The organism is Micromonospora sp. SH-82, from assembly GCF_051132485.1.
Taxonomy (GTDB): Bacteria; Actinomycetota; Actinomycetes; order Mycobacteriales; family Micromonosporaceae; genus Micromonospora.
This window is the reverse complement of sequence record NZ_CP148049.1, coordinates 2247327-2268249: the sequence shown is the minus strand read 5'-3', so window position 1 is coordinate 2268249 and position 20923 is coordinate 2247327. Positions and strand designations below refer to the sequence as shown.

The window sequence follows — 20923 nt, the reverse complement described above, 5'->3', positions numbered from 1 at the left end:
ACCGATCCAGTTACCGGCCTCGCGCCGTAGTCAAGGAGGACCCCGTGCTCACTGTCGGTGACCAGTTCCCCGAGTACGAACTGACCGCCTGCGTCTCGCTCGACGCGGAGAAGGCGTTCGACACGATCAACCACAAGACCCACCAGGGTCAGTGGCGCGTGGTGTTCTTCTGGCCGAAGGACTTCACCTTCATCTGTCCCACCGAGATCGCCGAGTTCGGTCGGCTCAACGGCGACTTCGCCGACCGTGACGCCCAGGTCCTCGGGGTGTCGGTGGACAACGAGTTCGTCCACTACGCCTGGCGCAAGGACCACCCGGACCTGCGCGACCTGCCGTTCCCCATGCTCAGCGACATCAAGCGGGAGCTGACCGAGGCCTGCGGGATCCTCGGCTCCGACGGCGTGGCCCAGCGGGCGACCTTCATCGTCGACCCGGACAACGAGATCCAGTTCGCCATGGTCACCGCCGGCTCGGTCGGCCGGAACGTCTCCGAGGTGCTGCGGGTGCTCGACGCCCTCCAGACCGACGAGCTGTGCCCGTGCAACTGGAACAAGGGCGGCGACACCCTGGACGCCACCCAGCTGCTCGCCGGCGCCGGAGCCTGACATGGGGCTCGACGCGGTCAAGGCGGTCCTGCCGGAGTACGCCAAGGACATCCGGCTCAACCTCGGCTCCACCATCGGCACCTCCACCCTCAAGCCGGAGCAGGCCTGGGGTACCGCCCTGGCCTGTGCGGTGGCCGGGCGCAACGCGGTGCTGCTCAAGGAGGTCGCCGAGGAGGCGTCGAACCACCTGACCCCGGAGGCGGTCGAGGCGGCCAAGGGCGCCGCCACGATCATGGCGATGAACAACGTCTACTACCGGGCCAAGCACCTCATCGGCGACGACCAGTACGCCTCGATCCCGGCCCGGCTGCGGATGCAGATCATCGCCCGGCCGGGGGTGGACAAGGGCGACTTCGAGCTGTGGTGCCTCGCCGTCTCGGCGATCACCGGCTGCGGGGTCTGCCTAGAGTCGCACGAGAAGACCCTCCGCGCCTCCGGCTTCTCCCGGGAGCAGATCCACGAGGGACTGCGTATCGCCGCCGTGGTGCACGCCGCCGCCGTGGCGCTGGACGCTCACGCCGCGCTCGCCTGAGTACGCACTCAGCTCGCAGGTCGAGGGCCGGCACTCTCCGAGAGGATTTCTCGGGGGTGCCGGCCCTCGCGCGTCACCAGGTTCGGGGTGGAAAACACCCGGCAGATCGGGCGTTTTCCCGCGGACCGCGCGGGTAGGAGTTTCGGGGACAGCACATGTTCACCCAGGCGGCCGACACGGCCGGGTCAGGAGTATCCCTCATGGAGCGCACCGGCACGCACACGCCGATGGACACCCACACCCCCGAGGCCACCGGGCAGAGCTTCGGCTCCACGCCCACGCCGGGCCACACCACGCCGGCCCACGCGACTCCAGGCCACGGAACCGGGGCGGGGCTTCCTGCCGACGGGCAGGCCACCGCACCGATCGACCCGCAGGGCGCCGTCGCCGGTGGCGCCCCGGCCGGCGGCTTCGACCCGTGGCGCTACCGGGACGAGTCCGGCGTCACCGACGCGGACCTGACCGGCTACAAGGTCGAGGCGATCGACGGCAGCATCGGCAAGATCGACAAGGCGAGCCACTCCGTGGACGACAGCTACCTCGTGGTGGACACCGGCCCGTGGATCTTCGGCAAGAAGGTCATGCTGCCCGCCGGGACCGTCGACCGGGTGGACCACGACGACCAGAAGGTCTACGTCGACCGGGACAAGGACCAGATCAAGGCGGCCCCGGAGTACGACGAGAGCAGCCACTCCGACCCGACGTACCGGGAGCAGCTCGGCGGCTACTACGGCGAGCGGCACTCCGCGACCCCGCCGAACAGCGCGGGCGGTGCGATCCTCTGACCGAACGGCGACGACGGCCGGTGAGACCACGTCTCACCGGCCGTCGTCGTCTCGTTGCTTCTTGCGGGACGGCACCGACCGGACTCGGTCCGGCCCCGCCGACCGGTGTCAGAGACCCGGTCGACCCGGTGTCAGAGGACCCGGTGGACCCAACCGTGCGGGTCGGCGGCCTTGCCGCGCTGGATGTCGACGAGCTGCTGACGCAGACCCATCGTCACCTCGCCGGGCTCGCCGCCCCCGATGGTGAACTCCCCGTCGGGGAAGCGGACCTGCCCGATCGGGGTGACCACCGCCGCCGTACCGCAGGCGAAGACCTCACGGAGGCGACCACCGGCGGCGTCGGACTGCCAGTCGGCGAAGCTCACCGGCCGCTCCTCGACCCGGTGCCCGGCCTCGGCGGCCAGGGTGAGGATCGCGTCCCGGGTGATGCCCGGCAGGATCGTGCCGGTCAGCGGGGGCGTCACCACGGTGCCGTCGTCGTAGACGAAGAAGACGTTCATCCCGCCCAGCTCGTCGACGTACCGCTGCTCCACGGCGTCGAGGAAGACCACCTGGTCGCAGCCGGCCTCGATCGCCTCGGCCTGGGCCGCCAGCGAGGCGGCGTAGTTGCCGCCGCACTTGGCCGCGCCGGTGCCGCCCGGGGCGGCCCGGGTGTAGTTCGGCGACACCCAGACCGTCACCGGCTTGACCCCGCCGGAGAAGTACGCCCCGACCGGGGAGGCGATCACGCAGTAGAGGTACTCGTTCGCCGGGCGGACACCGAGGAAGACCTCGCTGGCGAACATGAACGGCCGCAGGTAGAGGCTGCCGTCCTCACCCTCGGGGATCCACTCCCTGTCGATCTCGACGAGCCGGTGCAGGGAGTCGAGGAACACCGGGGCGGGCAGCGACGGCATGGCCAGGCGCTGGGCGGAGGTGTTGAGCCGGGCGGCGTTCGCCCCCGGGCGGAACAGCGTCACGCCGCCGTCGACGCTGCGGTACGCCTTCATCCCCTCGAAGACCTCCTGCGCGTAGTGCAGCACCGCGCTGGCCGGGTCCATCGGGATCGGTGCCCGCGCCTCGACGCGGGGGTCGTACCAGCCCTTGCCGTCGGCGTACCGGATGGTGACCATGTGGTCGGTGAAGACCCGACCGAATCCCGGGTCGGCCAGCAGGGTGGCCCGGTCCGCGACGGATACCGGCGCGGGATTCGGACGGATCTCGAAGTCGAGCTTGTCACCACCGCTCATCGGGCTGACCTCCCTGGGGTTCCGGCGTGCCGGTAGGACACGCCGACGGCATTGCTGAGAAACCTACCCCGAACGGTCGTTCAGCGAAAAGCGCAGTTCGGGGCAGACGACACCTGCGGTGCTGTCGACAATCGGTCGACGAGCCCCGCGCAGACGAGGGTACGGGGGCCGGGGACGGCACTCGGTCACGGCCCGGGGATCGGCGCACCGGCCGGGTCGAGGCGCAGACCCCGGCGCACCGGCCGGGTCACGCCTCGACGCGGGTCAGGAGGTCGCGTAACCGGCGAGCCGGTCGCCCACCTCGTCGGTGTTCAGCGGTACGCCCGCCCGCCGACCGGCCAGCTCCGTGGCGACCGCGTCGGTGACCCGCGCGGCGGCCTCCGGGTGTCCCAGCTGGTCGAGCAGGAGCGCGGCGGAGAGGACCGCCGCGACCGGGTCGGCCAGCCCCTTGCCGGCGATGTCCGGGGCCGAGCCGTGGACCGGCTCGAACATCGACGGATAGGTGCCGTCGGGGTTGATGCAGCCGCTGGCGGCGAGCCCGATCCCGCCGGTGACGGCGGCGGCGATGTCGGTGAGGATGTCACCGAAGAGGTTGTCGGTGACCACCACGTCGTACCGCTGGGGCTGGGTCACCAGGAACATCGCGGCGGCGTCCACGTGCTGGTACTCGGTGGTCACGTCCGGGTGCTCGGCGGCGACCGCCTCGAAGGCGCGCGACCACAGCGACCCGGCGTGGGTCAGGACGTTGGTCTTGTGCACCAGGGTGACCTTGCGCCGCTCCCGGCGGGAGGCCCGGGCGAACGCGTCCCGGATCACCCGCTCCACACCGTGGCGGGTGTTCAGGCTCTCCTCGGTGGCCACCTCGGCCGGGGTGCCCCGGTGCAGGGAGCCACCGGCACCGGCGTAGAGGCCCTCGGTGCCCTCCCGGACCACGACGAGGTCCACCTCGCCGGGCTTGACGTTGGCCAGCGGGCCGGTGGTGCCCGGCCAGAGCCGCGACGGGCGGAGGTTGACGTACTGGTCGAAGGCGAACCGGAGCTTGAGCAGCAGACCCCGCTCCAACACCCCCGGCGGGACCGTCGGGTCGCCGACAGCGCCGAGCAGGATGGCGTCGTGGTCGGCCAGCTCGGTCAGGACCGAGTCGGGCAGCACCTCACCGGTCCGGTGCCAGCGCGCCGCGCCCAGGTCGTACTCGGTGGCCTCGACCCCGGGAAGGACGGCGTCGATGACCTTACGGGCCTGCGCGACCACCTCGGGTCCGATCCCGTCTCCGGCCACCACCGCGATCCGTGCCACCATCGACTCCTCAACCTCGTCACCTGGGCGCAACGGTACGACGCCATCCCGCCTCCCGGTACACATCTTCCGGATCGTGGGATAGTCGGATGCACAGACCCTTTACAGGCGGCATTCATGACCCGGTCAACTTCGCTGCCTACCGTGTGACCAGGGGTGCCGGACGGGTCCCCACGACCACGACGACGCGGCGCCGCCGGTGAGGGAGCACGTGATGCGGATCGACCAGCCACCACCGACCCACCGGGTGGACCAGCCGGTCCGCCGCCCGGACCTGCGGCTCGGGCCGTCCAGGCCGGTCCCGGCGGGCTCGGGCGCCCCGGACACCGGGCGGCTCAGCGCCACCCACACCGTACGGACCAGCACCGCCGAGTACACCCTGATCCTCAACGCCCCGTACGAGTTGGGTCGGCGGGCCGTCGGCGAGGCGCTCCGCGACGCGGTGGCCGAACTGCGGGCGGTCGACCTCACGTACGGGCCGAACCAGCCCCACAGCCTCGTATCCCAGCTGCGCCGGGAGGAGATCAGCCCCGAGTCGTACCCACCCCTGGCCGACCTGGTGGACCGGTGCGCCGCGATGCGGGCGGCCACCGACGGGTGGTTCGACGCCTGGGCGGTGCCGGGCGGTTTCGACCCGGGCGGTCTGCTCGGCGGGTGGGCGGTGGAGCGGGCCGCCGCCCGGCTGCGGGCCGCCGGAATCGAGGACTACGCCGTGCTCACCGGGGCGGACCTGGTGGTACGCGGCACCGCCGAGCACGGCGGACCGTGGCGGGTCGCGGTGCACCACCCGACCGACTCCCGGCGGCCGCCCCTGGTGCTGGAGCTGACCTCGGGCGCGGTGGGGACCTCGGGGGTGACCGGACGGCAGGGACACGTGGTGGACCCGCACACCGGTGAACCGGCCGACCGGCTCGTCGCGGCCACAGTCGTCGGCCCCGACCTGGCCGTCGCGGACGCGTACGCCACGGCGCTCTACGCCGCCGGCCCCGCCGGGCTGGCCTGGTTCCGTGGGGACTCGCCCTACCGGGCGCTGTTCGCCCACCGTCGGGGCTGACCGGTCCGGGCAGGACTGTCGACGGACTCCGGCCCTCGCGGGCCGCACCCCGATCGGCCCGCACGGTCTCGGCAACGACCGTGCGGGCCGGCCAGCGACGAGTGCGCGTGGTTCGCGCAGCCGAGGGGTACGGGCCGGTCGACCGGGACGCCGAACCACGCCACCCGAAGGCGGGTCGACGTCACGAGTCCAGCCGGTAGCCGCAGGCCAACGCTAGCCAATCGACGCAACTCTACGCAAGCATCTCCACACCGGACCGTCGAGACGGGATGTGGTCGGTGCGACGCGGGGCCGTTGCGCTGTGGTGACCGACGGATGGCACGCTGTCCGCCGTGAGTTTCGATCTGAGCGTGTGGGCACTGTGGGACGGGGCGACCCCCGCCGACGTGCGGACGGCGGTACAACGGTGCCGGCAGGGACAGCATGTGGACCGTTACCCCGATCCACGGGTGGTGGCGTTCTACCGGGCGGTCACCGCCATCTACCCCGACCGCCCCGCCGGGCCGGGTACGCCGTGGGAGGTGGCCCCGCTGCACGCCGCCAGCGACCACGTGGAGATGAACCTGGTCCCGACCTGCGCGGACCAGGTGCTACTCGACATCGAGCGGCTCGCCGGGGAGCACCGGTTGATGCTCTTCGACGTCCAGGACGGTTCGGTCTACCCGCCGCCCAGCCACGTAGGCCGCTGAACCGGATGGCCGGGTGGGCAGGGGAACCCTCTCCACCACGGACGTCCCGCAGGGGTCCTTCCCCAAACGACAGTGGGGGCCTGGTCGCGTCGCGACCAGGCCCCCACTGTCGATGATCACTCGTCGCGCAGGTCCGCCGCGCTCGCCGAGGTCGCGCCGATCGAGTCGGCCGCCGAGGTCAGCAGGTCGGCGCCGAGCGCCTGGTCGACGGTGAGGGTCATCAGCGTCTCGCCGCCGGCCTCCCGACGGGCCACCTGCATGGCGGCGATGTTGACGCCGGCTTCACCGAGCAGGGAGCCGACGGTGCCGACCACACCCGGCCGGTCGACGTAGCGCAGGAAGAGCAGGATGCCCTCCGCACCGATCTCCACGTCGAAACCGTCCACCTCGGTCAGCTTGAGCACGTCCCGGGTGCCGGTGTGCGCCACGGTGCCGGAGACGCTCACCGTACGACCGTCGGGCAGCGCGCCCCGGACGGTGACCAGGTTCGGGTGCTCAAGGGTCTCGACCTGGGTGGTCAGGGTCACCTCGACGCCCCGCTCGGCGGCCAGGTGCGGCGCGTTGACGTAGGTCACCTGCTCCTCGACCACCGAGCTGAACAGCCCCTTGGTGGCGGCGAGCTTGAGCACCGAGACGTCGTGGTCGACGATCTCACCGCGTACCTCGACGGTGACGCTCGCGGCGACCACACCGGCGACGGCGGTGAAGGCCCGACCGAGCTTCTCGGCCAGCGGCAGCAGCGGCCGGACGTCCTCGGCGACGACCCCACCGGCCTGGACGTTCACCGCGTCCGGCACGAACTCGCCCTGGAGCGCGAGCTTGACGCTCCTGGCCACCGCGAGACCGGCCTTGTCCTGCGCCTCGGCGGTGGAGGCGCCCAGGTGCGGGGTGGCGACCACGTTGTCGAAGGCGAACAGCGGCGAGGAGGTGCAGGGCTCCTTGGAGTAGACGTCGACGCCGGCGCCGGCGACCCGCCCCTCGGCGATCGCGTCGGCCAGGGCCTGCTCGTCGACGAGGCCGCCCCGGGCAGCGTTGACGATCCGCACCCCGGGCTTGACGACGGCGAGTTCCTTCTCGCCGATCAGCCCGACCGTCTCAGGGGTCTTGGGCAGGTGGATCGAGATGAAGTCGCTCTCCCGCAGCAGTTCCTCCAGGCCCACCAGGCGCACCCCGAGCTGGGCGGCGCGGGCCGGCTGGATGTAGGGGTCGTACGCGATCAGCCGGGTGCCGAAGGCGGCGATCCGCTGCGCGAAGAGCACACCGATGCGGCCGAGACCGACCACGCCCACGGTCTTGCCCTGGATCTCCACGCCGGTGTACTTGGACCGCTTCCACTCCCCCGCCTTCAGCGCGGCGCTGGCGCTGGCGGTGTTGCGGGCCACGGCGAGCAGCAGCGCGACGGCCTGCTCCGCGGCGGAGACGATGTTCGAGGTGGGGGCGTTGACGACCATCACGCCCCGGGCGGTGGCCGCCGGCACCTCGACGTTGTCCAGACCGACGCCCGCCCGGGCGACCACCTTCAGCCGCGGGGCGGCGGCGATCGCCTCGGCGTCGATCTGGGTGGCGCTGCGGACGATCACCGCGTCCGCCTCGGCGAGCGCGGAGAGCAGCGCAGGACGGTCGGTGCCGTCGACGTGACGGACGTCGAAGTCGTGCGCGAGCACCTCGATGGCGGCGGGAGCGAGTTCTTCGGCGATCAGTACGACAGGAGTCATCGGTCCTCGTAGATGTCGGATGCGTGGTGTGATGTGCTACGCCGACGCTGCGATGCGCCCTGCGCCGACCGACCCATTGGCCGTGGTGCCGCTTGCGCACCTAGGCCCGATCGTAGGGCTCAAGCTGCGCGGCTCGCCCCGACGACCGGCGTGAGTGCCCTCACAGGCCCCTGCCGGACCCGATGTCACCTGCGCCGATCGCGGTCTGCGCAGGACCTGTGGAGGGCCGTTGCGTGACGCAGATCCCCTGCCTCGGCACACCCTCGGTGAGACGCGGACGGTCCGCCGACGCCCCGCGAGGGGGTGTCGGCGGACCGTTGCGGTAACGACTGTGATCAGGCCGTCTCGGTGATCGGCCGGTCCACCCAGCTCATCATGTTGCGCAGCTTCTGGCCGGTCTCCTCGATCGGGTGGACCGCGCCCTCGGCCCGCCACTTGGCGAAGTTCGGCCGGCCCGCCTCGTCCTCGGCGACCCACTCGCGGGCGAACTCGCCCGACTGGACCTCGGAGAGGATCTTGCGCATCTCCTCCTTGACCCGGGAGTCGATGACGCGCGGCCCCCGGGACAGGTCGCCGTACTCGGCGGTGTCGGAGACGCTGTAGCGCATCCGGGCGATACCGCCCTCGTACATCAGGTCGACGATCAGCTTCAGCTCGTGCAGGCACTCGAAGTAGGCGATCTCCGGGGCGTACCCGGCCTCGGTCAGCACCTCGAAGCCGGTCTGCACCAGCGCCGCCGCACCGCCGCAGAGGACCGCCTGCTCACCGAAGAGGTCGGTCTCGGTCTCCTCGGTGAAGGTGGTCTTGATCGCACCGGCGCGGGTGCCGCCGATCCCCTTGGCGTAGGAGAGCGCGAGCTGGAACGCGGTGCCGCTGGCGTCCTGCTCGACGGCGACCAGACAGGGCACGCCCTTGCCGTCGACGTACTGCCGACGGACCAGGTGACCCGGGCCCTTCGGGGCCACCATCGCGACGTCCACGTCGGCCGGGGGCTTGATCAGGTCGTACCGGATGTTGAACCCGTGACCGAAGAAGATGGCCTTGCCCGGCGCCAGGTTCGGGGCGATCGCCTCGGTGTACAGGGACCGCTGGGCGGTGTCCGGAGCCAGGATCATGATCACGTCGGCCTCGGCCGCCGCCTCCGCCGGGGTCAGTACCCGCAGACCCTGCTCCTCGGCCTTGGGCCGGCTCTTCGACCCGGCCGGCAGACCGATCACCACGTCGACCCCGGAGTCGCGCAGCGACAGCGCGTGGGCGTGGCCCTGGCTGCCGTACCCGATCACGGCGACCTTCTTGGCCTGGATCAGGCCGAGGTCGGCGTCGTCGTCGTAGAACACCTCAACGCTCATGGAACTTCCCTTTCGTACGGCGGCCCGGTCGGCCCGTCGTGGACTGTGTGGCTCAGTCGGCCGTGGAGCCGGACCGATGTCGTGGTGACGGCCCGCAGGTCGGGCCGTCCGGTGCCCGAACCAGCGGGTTCGGGCCGGGTGTGCGGTCAGGCGGCCCGCAGGGTCGGGCCGGCGGTGATCGACCGCGACCCCCGCCCGATGGCGACCAGGCCCGACTGGACCATCTCCTTGATGCCGAAGGGCTCCAGGTCGCGCAGGAGCGCGTCGAGCTTGTCCGGGGTGCCGGTCGCCTCGACGGTGAGTGTGTCGGGTGCCACGTCGACCACCCGGGCCCGGAACAGGTTCACCGTCTCCAGCACCTGCGCCCGGGCCGCACGGTCCGCCCGCACCTTGACCAGGAGCAGCTCCCGGGCGACGGAGACCTGGGCGTCCAGCTCGACGATCTTGAGCACGTTGACGAGCTTGTTGAGCTGCTTGGTGACCTGCTCCAGCGGCGAACGCTCGGCGTTGACGACGATGGTGATCCGGGAGACGTGCGGGTTCTCCGTCTCTCCGACGGCGAGGCTGCTGATGTTGAACCCCCGCCGGGAGAACAGCCCGGAGACCCGGGCCAGGACGCCCGGCTTGTTCTCCACGAGCACCGACAGTGTGTGCATGGTCATCGCAGTGCCTCTCCCGTCACGCCCTCATGGCCCTCGCTGCGCTCGGTGCAATCGGTCATGACTAGACGTCGTCCTCGTCGAAGGCGGGGCGGACGCCCCGAGCGAACATGATCTCGTCGTTGCTGGTGCCGGCGGGGACCATCGGCCACACCATGGCGTCCTTGCCGACCACGAAGTCCACCACGACGGGGGCGTCGTTGATCGCCATCGCGGCCTCGATGGTGGCGTCCACGTCCTCGGCGTTCTCGCAGCGCAGCCCGACACAGCCCAGCGCCTCGGCGAGCTTCACGAAGTCGGGGATCCGGTGCTTGTGGGTGCCCAGCTCGGTGTTGGAGTAGCGCTCCCCGTAGAACAGGGTCTGCCACTGCCGGACCATCCCGAGGTTACCGTTGTTGATCAGGGCGATCTTGACCGGGATGCCCTCCAGGGCGCAGGTGGCCAGCTCCTGGTTGGTCATCTGGAAGCAGCCGTCGCCGTCCACCCCCCAGACCACCGTGTCCGGCTTGCCGACCTTGGCGCCCATCGCCGCCGGGACCGCGTAGCCCATCGTCCCGGCACCACCGGAATTCAACCAGGTGTACGGCTTCTCGTAGGAGATGAACTGCGAGGCCCACATCTGGTGCTGGCCGACACCCGCCACGAAGATCGTGTCCGGGCCGGCGATCTCGCCCAGCCGCTTGATGACGTACTGCGGGGAGAGGGTCCCGTCGGACGGCTCCTCGTACCCCAGCGCGTAGCGCTTGCGCAGGTCGTCGAGCTGCACCCACCAGTCGGCGTGGTCGACCACCCGGTCGGCGGCCCGCTCGACGGTGACGGCCGCGATCAGCTCGTCGATCACGTGCCGGGCGTCACCCACGATCGGCACGTCGGCGTGGCGGTTCTTGCCGATCTCGGCAGGGTCGATGTCGGCGTGCACCACTGTGGCGTCCGGGGCGAACGAGTCGAGCTTCCCGGTGACCCGGTCGTCGAACCGGGCACCCAGGGCGACGATCAGGTCGGCCTTCTGGAGCCCGTAGACGGCGGCCACGGTCCCGTGCATGCCGGGCATCCCCAGGTGCTGCGGGTGCGAGTCGGGGAACGCACCCAGCGCCATCAGGGTGGTGACCACCGGGATCCCGGTCAGCTCGGCGAGCTTGCGCAGCCCCTCGGTGGCACCGGCCTTGAGGACACCGCCGCCGACGTACAGGACGGGGCGGCGGGCGTTGCTCATCAGCCGGGCCGCCTCCCGGATCTGCTTGCCGTGCGGGTGCAGGGTCGGGCGGTACCCGGGCAGGTCGAGGGTCGGCGGCCAGGTGAAGCTGGTCTGCGCCTGGAGGACGTCCTTGGGGATGTCCACCAGGACCGGGCCGGGACGGCCGGAGGCGGCCAGGTGGAACGCCTCGGCGAGGACCTGCGGGATCTCCTCGGGGGTCTGCACCAGGAAGTTGTGCTTGGTGATCGGCAGGGTGATCCCCTGGATGTCCGCCTCCTGGAAGGCGTCCGTGCCGATCGCCGGGCGCGCCACCTGCCCGGTGATCGCGACGATCGGCACCGAGTCCATGTACGCGTCGGCGATCGGGGTGACCAGGTTCGTCGCGCCCGGACCGGAGGTGGCGATGCACACACCGACCCGTCCGGTGGCCTGGGCGTAGCCGGTGGCGGCGTGACCGGCACCCTGCTCGTGCCGGACCAGGATGTGCCGCACGGTGGAGTCGTAGAGCGGGTCGTACGCCGGCAGGATGGCCCCACCCGGGATGCCGAAGACGACGTCGACGCCGAGCGCCTCCAGGGACCGCACCAGCGAACCGGCGCCGGAGAGCACGGCCGGCTCGGGGGTCGCGACGGCGGCGGCCTGGACTGCGGCGCCACGGGTGGTGGAGGTGTGGTCGACGTCGCTCGCCGGCTCGGTGGCCGCACGGGCCCGGCGGGCGGAGTTCGCGAGGGTCTCGGGCGTGGGTCTCGTCATGGCGGTTCTGGCCTTCGGCTGGAGTGGAGGCACTGGTCTTGGTAGTGCAGCACGGGCGGGGCCCGTTTCGATTGACGTTTCGACGGCAACAAAAAAGCCCTCGTGCAGATGCACGGGGCCAGCGCACTCTCAGGTAGGGAGAGTGCGCTCAGATAAGTACTCGCAGCGACCGGTTAGACGACATGGGGCTAAGCCTGACGCATCTCACGCGATGAGTCAACTGATCCCACATGTTGGTTAACGGATCCCGGCGTGCCGCCCTCCGACGCGCCGCCCGAGGGACGTACGGGCTGTTCAGGGTCGGTATCACCGGGCCGCTGCGGGGGCGGACCGGCCGACGACGGGCGGGCCCCCGGGCTCGTCGCCGCGTCCAACATCGCCTCCAGGTGCTCGGCCGGGACGCCCCAGCCGAACAGCGCGCCCTGACCGAACCGGCACCCGGCGGCGACCACAGCGGCCAACTCCGTGCGATTGGTCACCCCCTCGGCGATCACCTCCAACCCGAGCTGGTGACCGAGGCGCATCACGATGTCCACCATCGGGGCGAAGGCCGGCCCGTCCCGGTCCACCGGACGCACCGGCTCGTGCTCCGCCACCAGACTGTGATCGATCTTGAGGATGTCGATCGGGAGCCGACGCAGCTGGCCCAACGACGAGTACCCCGCGCCGAAGTCGTCCAGGGCGATCCGTACGCCGGTCCGGCGCAGGGCGGTCAGCCGTCGGATCAGCTCGTCCAGATCGGTGGCGACAGCGTGTTCGGTGACCTCCAGGACCAGCCGCTGCGGCGGCACCCGGTGGGCGCGCAGCGCCTCGGCGACCTGCCTGACGTACTCCGGGGCGTGCAGTTCCCGGGGCGAGACGTTCACCGACACCCAGACGTCGTGACCGTCGGCCAGCCAGCGGGACAGCTGCCCACACGCCTGGTCCAGCACCCAGGCCCCCAGGCTGGCGATCATCCCGGACTCCTCGGCCAGCGGGATGAACTCGTCCGGCCCGACCCTGCCCAACTCCGGATGACGCCACCGCAGCAGCGCCTCGGCACCGACCGGGCGTACCGACGGCAGCGAGGCCACCGGCTGGAACGCCAGACTCAGCTCGCCCCGTCCGATCGCCCCCCGCAGCTCGTGCTCGACAGTGGTCCGCCGACGCAGCAGCTGGTCGTAGGCGACGTCGTAGCGTTCGATCCGGTTCTTGCCGCGCTGCTTGGCGTAGCGCAGGGCCAGGTCGGCGTGGCGCAGCATCAACTGCATGTCGGTCGGAGCGGTCGCCTCGGGCCCCTGGTCGCCCTGGCCGGCCACGCCGATGCTGACCGACAGGAAGACCGGACCGCCCGGCTGCTCGTACGGCTCACCGAGCACGTCCAGCAGCCGCTGGGCGATCGGGGCGGCGACCTCCGGCCCGCCGTGGATCAGCACCGCGAACTCGTCCCCGCCGAGCCGGGCCGTCACGTCCTCGGGGCGTACGTTGGCCCGTAGTCGCCGACCCACCTCGGCCAGCACCGCGTCACCCACGTCGTGCCCGCGCATGTCGTTGACGATCTTGAACCCGTCCAGGTCCAGGCTGATCAACACGTGCGGGGTCCCGGCCCGGGCGCACGAGGACAACTCCCCCAGCAACCCCCGCCGGTTGGCCAGCCCGGTGAGCGCGTCGGTGTGCGCCAACTCCCGGAAGTGCTGCTCCCGCTCGGCCAGCAGCCCGGCGTACCCGCGCAGGTCGTGCAGGGTGAGGTACTGCCGGGCCACCAGCGCGAACCCCTCCACGCTGCCGGCCACGATGCCGAGGGCGTCGAACCGCCCGTCCTGGAGGAGGTGGTACATCGCCGAGGTCGCCATGGCGACCATCGGGACCACCGCGTACCCGCTGTCCCGACCGATCCGGTCGACGTCCACCTGGCCGGGCACCTCAGGCCGGGTCGCCACCACTGCCACCACCAGCAGCCCCACGGCGAGCAGGACGCCCCCCAGCAGCGCCGGCAGGCCACCGCCCTGGGCGACCCCGGCGCAGATGCCGAGCCCGCCGACGGTGACCCCGGTGACCCCGGCTGCGAAGACCGCCAACCGGGACCGTGGTGTCGCCCGGAGGACCACGATCAGGCCCAGCCCCACCGTCAGTGCCGTGCTGACGGTGGCCAGGAGGATCGCCGGACCAACGGCCGGGGTGGCCGCCCCCAGCAGCCGGGTCGGCTCGGAGAAGAGCACCCACCCGACGAACCAGACGGCGGTGGCGACGATCAGACCGTCCAACGCCAGCCGACCGGCGGCGGCGTCGAAGGTCCTGGCCCCGGGCAGCCGGAGCAGCCACAGACAGAAGATCAGGCCGCTGGACACGGTGCCGGCGGCCACCAGCCACACCAGGACGCCACGCCCACCCGGGACCGAACCGGAGTGGTCGAGATCACCGACCCCGACGGTCGACCCCACCGCCAGGCCGGCCGTCGCCGTCACCGCGGCCAGCACCAACAGGAGCTGACCGACCCGGCAGCGACCGGAGCGGGGTCGGACGGCGACGATCAGCAGGACGGTGGCGGTGGCGGCGACGAGCCCGCTCAACGCCGCGACGGCGACGCCAGAGGGGAAAGGCACGCGCACAACTCTGCCCGATGCGTCCCCGTGGCGGGGTACCGGGTGTGCATCTGTTGGGACACAGCGCACACACCTGGGGCGTACGCCGTCGACGGTGACAGACTGGAGTCATGCCTGAGCTGCGGTCGAGGACCTCCACGCACGGTCGGACGATGGCGGGCGCCCGAGCCCTCTGGCGGGCCACCGGGATGACCGACGACGACTTCGGCAAGCCGATCGTCGCCATCGCCAACAGTTTCACCCAGTTCGTCCCCGGCCACGTCCATCTCAAGGACATGGGCGGCCTGGTCGCCGACGCGGTGGCCGAGGCCGGCGGGGTGGGCCGGGAGTTCAACACGATCGCCGTCGACGACGGCATCGCGATGGGACACGGCGGGATGCTCTACTCCCTGCCCAGTCGGGAGCTGATCGCCGACGCCGTGGAGTACATGGTCAACGCCCACTGCGCCGACGCCCTGGTCTGCATCTCGAACTGCGACAAGATCACCCCGGGGATGCTGCTGGCCGCGCTGCGGCTGAACATCCCCACCGTCTTCGTCTCCGGCGGCCCGATGGAGGCCGGCAAGACGGTGGCGATCGAGGGGATCGTGCACTCGAAGATCGACCTGATCGACGCGATGATCGCCTCCTCGAACGAGGCCGTCACCGACGACCAGCTCGGCGAGATCGAGCGCTCCGCCTGCCCCACCTGCGGCTCCTGCTCCGGGATGTTCACCGCCAACTCGATGAACTGCCTCACCGAGGCGATCGGGCTGGCCCTCCCGGGCAACGGGTCGACACTGGCCACCCACGCCGCCCGCAAGTCGCTGTTCGTCGAGGCCGGCCGGACCGTCGTGGAAATCGCCAAGCGGTGGTACGACGCCGACGACGCCACCGTGCTGCCCCGTACGATCGCCGACCGGTCGGCCTTCGAGAACGCCGTAGCCCTCGACGTGGCGATGGGCGGGTCGACGAACACGATCCTGCACCTGCTCGCCGCCGCCCGCGAGGCGGAACTGGACTTCGACGTCGCCGACATCGACGCCGTCTCCCGCCGGGTCCCCTGCCTGGCCAAGGTCGCCCCCAACTCGCCGAACTACCACATGGAGGACGTCCACCGGGCCGGTGGCATCCCCGCCATCCTCGGCGAGCTCAACCGGGCCGGGCTGCTCCACCGGGACGTGCACTCGGTGCACTCCCCCACCCTCCAGGGCTGGCTGGACGACTGGGACGTGCGCGGCGGCAAGGCCACCGAGGAGGCGAAGGAGCTGTTCCACGCCGCCCCCGGCGGGGTCCGCACCACCGAGCCCTTCTCCACCACCAACCGCTGGTCGTCGCTGGACACCGACGCCGCCGACGGCTGCATCCGCTCCGCCGAGCACGCGTACACCGCCGACGGTGGGCTGGCCATCCTGCACGGCAACCTCGCCCCCGAGGGGTGCGTCGTCAAGACCGCCGGGGTGCCCGAGGAGTGCCTGACCTTCCGGGGCCCGGCCAAGGTGTACGAGTCGCAGGACGACGCGGTCACCGCCATCCTCGCCAAGGAGATCGTCGCCGGGGACGTCGTGGTCATCAGGTACGAGGGCCCCAAGGGCGGCCCCGGGATGCAGGAGATGCTCTACCCCACCTCCTTCCTGAAGGGCCGGGGGCTGGGCCGCTCCTGCGCCCTGCTCACCGACGGCCGGTTCTCCGGCGGCACCTCCGGACTCTCCATCGGACACGCCTCCCCCGAGGCCGCCTCCGGTGGACTGATCGCCCTGGTCGAGCCCGGGGACGAGATCGTCATCGACATCCCGAACCGGTCCATCGAGCTGAACGTCCCGGCCGACGTGCTGGAGGCCCGCCGGATCGCCCAGGAGAAGCGCGACAAGCCGTACACCCCGATCGACCGGGTCCGTCCGGTCACCGCAGCCCTGCGGGCGTACGCCTCGATGGCCACCTCCGCCAGCGACGGCGCCTACCGCCGCGTCCCCGAGTGAGCTGAAAGGAGGGGCCCCTTCTTAACGCCTACGGTTAAGAAGGGGCCCCTCCTTTCAGCGATCACCTTCCGGCCGCCGACGCGATGCATGCCCTCCGCACGACCACCCATCCACCTCAGTGCCCTTCCGGCTCCGCAGCCTGCGGGCACGAGGATCGCGAAGCACCGGCAGGATGACTGCTCCGGGCCCTCCTGCGTGGTTTACTCGCAGGGAACGGCCGGAGAGCCTGAGATCAGAGGGCACAGTCATGCTGTTGAGTTTCCGCTTCGCCAACCACCGTTCGTTCCGGGACGAGCAGCAACTCAACCTGACCCCCGCCTACCGCGACGACGAGGACGCCCGGGCGGTCCGGGTGGTGGGCGTCTTCGGGGCCAACGCCTCCGGCAAGTCCAACTGCCTGCACGCCCTGTCCTTCATGCGTCGCTTCGTGATCTTTTCCGACCGTGAGGTCGAGCCGGGTCTCGGGGTGCCTCGCGAGCCTTACCGGATGACCCCCGACTCTCTCGACGCTTCCTCTCACTACGTCGTCGACATCGAGTTGGGGGGCGTCAGGCACACCTACGGTTTCACCCTCGACAACGACGGCGTACTGAACGAGTGGCTCTACCACTATCCACTCAGACGAAAGCGTCGGGTCTTCGAACGCACCGGCGATTCCTACGCGTGGGGCGAGGAGTCCAGCCAACGGGTCATGCTGGAACGGATCGCCGAGGTCACCGCCCCGACGGCACTCTTCCTCAGCACCGTCTCCCGCTTCGACAACCGCCCCGCCGGCCCTGACGAAGCCAGCCCGGAGCCCCTACGGGACACGTACCGGTGGTTTCAGAAGATGTCCAGTCGTCATCAACCACACTCCGTCAATCGAATCCCCCTGAACGGATCCGGCTGGCCGGAGAGCGGGGCAAGTAGAAGCACCTTGATCGAACTGCTACGGGCAGCCGATGTCGGGATCGTCGATGTCGTCGAGGTGACGACTACGGTGACCGAAGAAGCAGCCTTTTCGTTCGCACCGAGCAAACCCAACAGGGACGGGAAGGTGGGAATGCCAAGAAACGCGCGTAACAGGGGAAGCGCCCGAGGGAAGCGGTTGAAGTTCGCCCATCAGGGGCCGGTGGGTGAGGTGCTGTTCGAGCTGGCGGAGGAGTCGACCGGTACCCAACAGCTCCTCGGACTTGCCATCGAAGCCGCGACGGTGCTCGACGGCGGGGGCACGATGTGTGTGGACGAGATCGACGCGAGCCTGCACCCGTTGCTCACCGCGAAACTCATCGGGCTTTTTCAGTCCTCCGTCTCGAACCCCCGGCACAGTCAGCTGATCTTCACCAGCCACGACGCTGCCCTTCTGGGCACAATCGACACCGAGGAGATCCTCCACCGGGACGAGATCTGGTTCGCCGAGAAGGACTCCGAGGGTGCCTCCACCCTTTACCCGCTGACGGACTTCAAGCCCCGCAAGGAGGGCGAGAACCGCCAGCGCCGGTACCTGAACGGTAACTACGGTGCGGTACCGGACCTGTCGGCGTACCTGTTCGAGCAGGCGATCGCGGCGCGAGGACAGGCGGATGACGAAGCGACGGAGTGAGCGGCAGACCACGAGCCGGACGAAGAGCGGCACCATCCGCGAGACCGACCTCCAGCGCAGAGTCGGATTCCGCGAGCAGCGGCGGACGATCCTCGCCGTCACCAACGGTGAATCCACCGAGCGCGCCTACCTCGAAGGGCTCGGGCGGGAACCGTGGGTGCGCCACCGCCTCGTGGTCGTGGTCGAGAAGGGCTCTCCGCTCGGCACCGTGCGGGACGCAGCCCGTCGACGCGACGACAACGACTTCGACCAGACGTACGTCGTCTGCGACGTCGACCAGTTCCTTACGGGCGAGGCTACGAAGGAGGCACAGCGCCTCCGGGTGGGCCTGCTTTGGTCGAACCCCTGCTTCGAGGTGTGGCTGATCCTGCACCACGAGAACTGCACCCGGTATCTGGAGAACGCCAAGAAGGCACGCGACCACCTCCGCAGGCTTGTCGAGGGCTGGGACAAGACCAAGCTCGCCTTCGTCGGCTTTCGGGACGGGGTCGACACCGCCACCGCGCACGCCCGAGCGCTCGGTGAACCACCTGACGCCAACCCCTCGACGGCGGTCTGGCGACTGGTCGAGGAGCTGCGCGACCCCCGGTGACCGCGGCACGGCCGGCCTGGCTTCGGCGTCAGGGCCGGGACATGCCTGGGTGCGGTCCCATGGACGGGGCAGCTCCACAGGAGGCAGTTCGGGTATCACCCGCCCCGCCACGGCCACGGCCACGGCCACGGCCACCGCGTCCCGCAGGCGCGGGACGCTCACGGGCCGCAGAGCGGACCTCGACCGCCGCCCGTTCGCCACCACTGCGGTGGTCAGGCGGGGTCGAAGCGGACTCCGTCGGCGACGACGTACCCGGTGGTGCCGTCGGTGCGGATCAGCACGCTGCCGGCCGTGCCGGCGGTGAAGGGGTAGGTGCCCAGGGCGACCCACTGGCTGCCGGAGGAGCGCTGGTCGACGGTACGAGTGGTGACCCCGTCTGCGTGGGCGATGTCGACGGGGACGTTCGCCGCCCGGTTGGCGTTGGCGGTCCAGCGCAGGTAGACCGTCCAGGTGCCGGAGTTGGGCAGGGTGGGGGTGAACCGCATCCAGGTCTCCCCCTTGCCGGTGTTGTCGTCGTGCTCGTAGTTCGCCCCGAGGTAGCCCCCGATGGCGGTGCTGGCCAGCCAGGTGCCGCCCCGGGTGACCCCGAGTCCGGCGTTGTCCAGGGTGACTGCCCCCTCGCCGCCGGGGGGCCAGGTCAGGATCTGCCCGTCCTGACGCAGCCGGGTCTGGAGGGCCGCCGGGTCCACCTGCTGGACCGACTGCCCGGACTCGATGGCCAGGACGGCGGCCGTGGCGGCGGACTGGGCCAGGATCATGAAGACCGGTTCCAACCGGATGCTGCCGTAGGCGATGTGGCTGGCCGAGAGGCAGACCGGCACCAGCAGGTTGGCGCACTGGGACTCGGTGGGGACGATCGACCGGTACGCCACCGGGTAGGGGCCGGGGACTCCGACCTGGACGTCCCCCTCGTTGCGGACCACCCCGTTCACCACGACCCGTTGGCAGTTGTGCGAGTCCATCGTGTAGCTGGCCAGTCCCACCGGGTCGGACACCTGCCCGGAGCCCCGACAGTCCCGTTCGGTCATCACGTACCCGGAGATCATTCGGCGGGCCTCCCGGACGTACACCTGGGGGGACCAGCCACCGGTGGCGGTGAACTCGTCGGGGGCCAGGCCCCAGGCGGCGGTCGCGGTCCGGATGCTCGCCGGTAGCCGGGGGTCGGTGGCCAGGAACCACATCAACCCCTGCTGGTACCGCAGGTGTTCGGCGACGATGGTCTCCCGCTGGGCCCATCCGGCGGTGGGATACCCGTGGTTGGCCGCGATGAAGTCGGTGGAGAAGGCCCCGTGGTTGTTGGAGTCGGTCTTGCCGCCCCCGACGTTGTGGGTGGTGAAGAAGGGTCCGGCGAAACCGGCCTGGACGTAGCGGTGCAGCAGCTCGTAGTCGGCCGGGTCGTACCCCGCCGGTGGGGTGAAGGGGATCCGGTCGGCCGCCCTGGTCAGGCACATCCGGAAGTTGTACGCCTGGATCAGGTCGTCCCCGGTGCCGTTGGGGGCGACCGGGGTACCGGAGATCCCGGGCAGCAGGCCGCTGACCGCGCTGCCGGGGGTGCGGTACGGGTCGACGGGCAGCGTGAACTGGTGCCCGGTACGGAGTTGGGTGCCGTTGACTGTCTCCCCGTACACCGAGTTGGCCTCCCGGCCGACGGTGTGGCTCACCCCGGCCAGCGCCAGCAGGTCCCCCTCGTAGGAGGCGTCGAGGAACATCGGGCCGGTGAAGTGCTGCCCATTCGACCCGGTCAGCCCGGTGATCCGGTTACCGGACCGGTCCACGCCGGAGAGCCGGACCCCCAGGTACACCGGGATGGCGTACTCGGTGAGGAGGTCGTCGAAGACCTCGGCGGCGACGTGCGGTTCGAAGCTGAGCCGCAGCGGGGTGGCGGGGGTGACCGGTCCCGGAACGTACTTGACCTGCACCCGGCGGTAGAACTCTGCGGCCAGACCCCCGATGGAGGCGCTGGTCCCGCTGTCGGTGGCCCCCAACCCGCCGGTGGTGAGCCCTCCGACGTGCTGACCGGGGTCGAGGATCACCGCGGTCCGGCCCATCCGGCGCATCTGTACGGCGGCGACGATCCCGGCGGAGGTGGCCCCGTAGACGACCAGGTCGGCGCTGACCGTGGTGGCGGCCAGGGCGGGGAGGCTCCACCCGGAGGTGCCCGCTACCAGGAAGGTCGCGCCACCGAGGCGCAGCAGGTGACGACGGGTGAGGGCAGGCGACATCGGGGGTGCCTCCCGGGCGACAGGGGTGCGGCCCGGGAGGGGCTCCGAGCCCACCATCGACCCTTGTGGATAGCCACGGATGTGTCAAGACCGCCTGTCCACGCCGACCGCGCCCGCCGTGGCGGC

At 70.9% G+C, this 20923-nt stretch carries 16 protein-coding genes; 8 read left to right on the top strand and 8 right to left on the bottom strand.

Features of this window, described 5'->3' with window-relative positions; translation table 11 throughout:
• The first annotated feature begins 44 nt into the window (after positions 1 to 44).
• The 3 genes from WHN02_RS10505 to WHN02_RS10495 all read left to right on the top strand — a co-directional run bounded on the left by WHN02_RS10505 (position 45) and on the right by WHN02_RS10495 (position 1922).
• Entirely contained in the window at positions 45 to 605 is a 561-nt protein-coding gene (locus WHN02_RS10505) for a peroxiredoxin (RefSeq protein ID WP_350896027.1), read from the top strand.
• Between the two features lies 1 nt (position 606).
• Entirely contained in the window at positions 607 to 1137 is a 531-nt protein-coding gene (locus WHN02_RS10500) for a carboxymuconolactone decarboxylase family protein (RefSeq protein WP_434743158.1), read from the top strand.
• 200 nt (positions 1138 to 1337) lie between these two features.
• The gene (locus WHN02_RS10495; protein ID WP_434743157.1) at positions 1338 to 1922 is read left to right on the top strand and encodes a PRC-barrel domain-containing protein; all 585 of its coding nucleotides are present in this window, start codon (positions 1338 to 1340) and stop codon (positions 1920 to 1922) included.
• Between the two features lie 131 nt (positions 1923 to 2053).
• On the opposite strand, the gene WHN02_RS10490 is transcribed toward WHN02_RS10495, so the two are convergent.
• Both WHN02_RS10490 and WHN02_RS10485 read right to left on the bottom strand, forming a co-directional pair.
• A complete protein-coding gene (locus tag WHN02_RS10490; protein WP_434743156.1) occupies positions 2054 to 3151 on the bottom strand; it encodes a branched-chain amino acid aminotransferase in 1098 nt (365 codons plus the stop codon).
• A 264-nt stretch (positions 3152 to 3415) separates the two neighbouring features.
• Positions 3416 to 4447, bottom strand: coding sequence for a 3-isopropylmalate dehydrogenase (locus WHN02_RS10485; RefSeq protein ID WP_434743155.1), 1032 nt, complete (start codon positions 4445 to 4447; stop codon positions 3416 to 3418).
• Between the two features lie 214 nt (positions 4448 to 4661).
• Between WHN02_RS10485 and WHN02_RS10480 the strand changes: the two genes are divergently transcribed.
• Positions 4662 to 5501 carry an FAD:protein FMN transferase gene (locus tag WHN02_RS10480; protein WP_434743154.1) on the top strand — a complete coding sequence of 280 codons (840 nt, stop codon included), beginning with the start codon at positions 4662 to 4664 and terminating at the stop codon, positions 5499 to 5501.
• Positions 5502 to 5833: 332 nt separating this feature from the next.
• Complete coding sequence (locus WHN02_RS10475) at positions 5834 to 6190, top strand: hypothetical protein (RefSeq protein WP_350895279.1); 357 nt, start codon at positions 5834 to 5836, stop codon at positions 6188 to 6190.
• A gap of 116 nt (positions 6191 to 6306) precedes the next feature.
• On the opposite strand, the gene serA is transcribed toward WHN02_RS10475, so the two are convergent.
• From serA to WHN02_RS10450, 5 genes are all read right to left on the bottom strand, one after another.
• Positions 6307 to 7905: a phosphoglycerate dehydrogenase gene (serA, locus tag WHN02_RS10470; RefSeq protein ID WP_434743153.1), complete on the bottom strand. Its 1599-nt coding sequence runs from the start codon at positions 7903 to 7905 to the stop codon at positions 6307 to 6309.
• 335 nt (positions 7906 to 8240) lie between these two features.
• A complete protein-coding gene (gene ilvC, locus WHN02_RS10465; protein WP_350895277.1) occupies positions 8241 to 9254 on the bottom strand; it encodes a ketol-acid reductoisomerase in 1014 nt (337 codons plus the stop codon).
• Between the two features lie 146 nt (positions 9255 to 9400).
• Entirely contained in the window at positions 9401 to 9916 is a 516-nt protein-coding gene (ilvN, locus tag WHN02_RS10460) for an acetolactate synthase small subunit (RefSeq protein WP_434743152.1), read from the bottom strand.
• A gap of 61 nt (positions 9917 to 9977) precedes the next feature.
• Entirely contained in the window at positions 9978 to 11861 is a 1884-nt protein-coding gene (locus WHN02_RS10455; RefSeq protein ID WP_434743151.1) for an acetolactate synthase large subunit, read from the bottom strand.
• A gap of 188 nt (positions 11862 to 12049) precedes the next feature.
• Complete coding sequence (locus WHN02_RS10450) at positions 12050 to 14443, bottom strand: putative bifunctional diguanylate cyclase/phosphodiesterase (RefSeq protein WP_434743150.1); 2394 nt, start codon at positions 14441 to 14443, stop codon at positions 12050 to 12052.
• Positions 14444 to 14553: 110 nt separating this feature from the next.
• Between WHN02_RS10450 and ilvD the strand changes: the two genes are divergently transcribed.
• From ilvD to WHN02_RS10435, 3 genes are all read left to right on the top strand, one after another.
• Positions 14554 to 16401: a dihydroxy-acid dehydratase gene (ilvD, locus tag WHN02_RS10445; protein ID WP_434743149.1), complete on the top strand. Its 1848-nt coding sequence runs from the start codon at positions 14554 to 14556 to the stop codon at positions 16399 to 16401.
• Positions 16402 to 16648: 247 nt separating this feature from the next.
• Entirely contained in the window at positions 16649 to 17983 is a 1335-nt protein-coding gene (locus tag WHN02_RS10440) for an AAA family ATPase (RefSeq protein WP_434743148.1), read from the top strand.
• Positions 17964 to 18575 (top strand): RloB family protein, encoded by a 612-nt coding sequence (locus WHN02_RS10435; protein ID WP_434743147.1) that lies wholly within the window; start codon positions 17964 to 17966, stop codon positions 18573 to 18575. The genes WHN02_RS10440 and WHN02_RS10435 overlap by 20 nt, the downstream gene beginning before the upstream one ends.
• 212 nt (positions 18576 to 18787) lie before the next feature.
• Here WHN02_RS10435 and WHN02_RS10430 read toward each other — a convergent pair whose 3' ends face one another.
• Positions 18788 to 20797, bottom strand: coding sequence for an FAD-dependent oxidoreductase (locus tag WHN02_RS10430; protein ID WP_434743146.1), 2010 nt, complete (start codon positions 20795 to 20797; stop codon positions 18788 to 18790).
• Positions 20798 to 20923 lie beyond the last annotated feature (126 nt).